The organism is Pseudomonas lactucae (assembly GCF_016937615.1).
GTDB classification, from domain to species: domain Bacteria; phylum Pseudomonadota; class Gammaproteobacteria; order Pseudomonadales; family Pseudomonadaceae; genus Aquipseudomonas; species Aquipseudomonas lactucae.
Genome location: NZ_JAFHKI010000214.1, coordinates 1 through 1,744 on the forward strand (window position 1 = coordinate 1; position 1,744 = coordinate 1,744).

1 protein-coding gene is annotated in these 1,744 nt (G+C 58.7%); it reads left to right on the forward strand.

Annotated elements, in window-relative coordinates:
• On the forward strand, window positions 1–1,744 hold a 1,744-nt coding region (locus JWR98_RS30375; protein ID WP_205491814.1), incomplete at both ends, for a DUF6531 domain-containing protein.

Here is a 1,744-nt window from a genome sequence, read left to right on the forward strand (position 1 = left end):
CTGACCGACGGTGTGCTGGAGGGGATTTTGCCGTTTGAATGGACACGGTTGTATCGCACCAGCGCGGTGGAAGTGGATGTTGGGCTCGGGTTTGGTTGGAGCCATTCACTGGCGCAGCGGCTTATGGTTTCCGGTGACTCGGTGGTGTGGACGGACCATGAGAATCGCATTACTTCGTTTCCGATGCCGACTGAGGCGCGCCCCGCGATCACCAATAGCCTCGCCGAAGCGGCGATTTACTTGGGATCTTCGCCGGACGATTTAGTGCTGGCCCAGGCGTCGCGGTTTTATCACTTTCGCGACGGTGTGCTGTTCTCGATCAGTGATGCGTATGACAACCGGCTGCGGATTGCCCGGGATTTTATGGGGCGTATTGAGCGGCTGGATAACGGTGTCGGCCGCTCGTTGTGTTTGCGTTATGAGCTGGGCCGCATTGTGGCGGTGGATTACCAGGTTCAGCGGGCCAAGGGGTATGAGCCTTACGAATGGGTGACGGAGCAGAGCATTGTTTCCTACGCCTATGACGACTCGGGCCGACTCGTTTCGGCGACCAATGCGGTAGGCGAAAGCGAGGTTTATCGGTACGACGAGCAGCACGTCATTCTGGAGCGTGGACTGGCCGGTGGCGCGAGTTTCTTTTGGGAATGGGAACGCTCCGGTAAAGCGGCACGCTGTGTCCGGCACTGGGCCAGTTTTTCGCAGATGGATACGCGGTATGTCTGGGGTGATGACGGCCGTGTTGTCGTGCATAACGCCGACGGCAGCCAGGAGGTGTACGTCCACGATGACCGGGCGCGGTTGGTGCAGCGTGTTGATCCGGACGGCGCCCAGCATTTTAAATCCTACGACGCTAAAGGCCGGCTGACGGTCGAGCAGGATCCGCTCGGGGCGGTGACGGCGTATCAGTACGACGAAGCCGGACGTTTAGTTGCGTTGTTTCCGGGAGATGATGAACCGACGTCCTACGAGCATGACAATGGCTTCGTACGGGTTGTGCGGCGTGGGGAGGCGGTTTGGAAATATGAGCGCAATGACCAAGGCGATGTCATTCGCAAGACCGACCCTGACGGTACTTCCACAGACTACAGCTACAACAAATACGGCCAACTGACGGGAGTTTGGTATCCGGATCACAGCTGTCATCGCCTGGTGTGGAACGAACGCGGCCAGTTGCTTGAAGAGCAATTGCCGAACGGCGGCATCAAGCGTTACCGCTACGACGATCTGGGCCGCCAGATTGCCCGCGAGGATGAACAGGACGCGCTGACCCACTACCAATGGGACAGCGTTGGTCGGCTAATTCGCGTCGTACTCCCCGGCGGTGCCACGCGAGAATACAGCTACAACCCCTACGGAAAAATCACCGCCGAACGCGACGAACTCGGCCACATCACCCGCTACGAATACGCCAACGGCCTGCACCTGATCAGCCGTCGCATCAACGCCGATGGCAGCCAGGTCAAATACCGCTACGACAACGCTCGACTGCTGCTGACCGAAATCGAAAACGAAATCGGCGAAATCTACCGACTCAACTATCACCCCAACGGCCTGATCCAGCAGGAAATCGGCTTCGACGGCCAACGCACCGCCTACGTTTATGACCTCAACGGCAACCTGCAGGAAAAAACCGAACACGGTGATGACGGCCGTCAGCTAGTTACCGTTTACCAGCGCGACCACGCCGGCCGCCTCGTACGAAAAACCCTCCCCGACGGCAACAAGGTCGATTACGCCTACGACC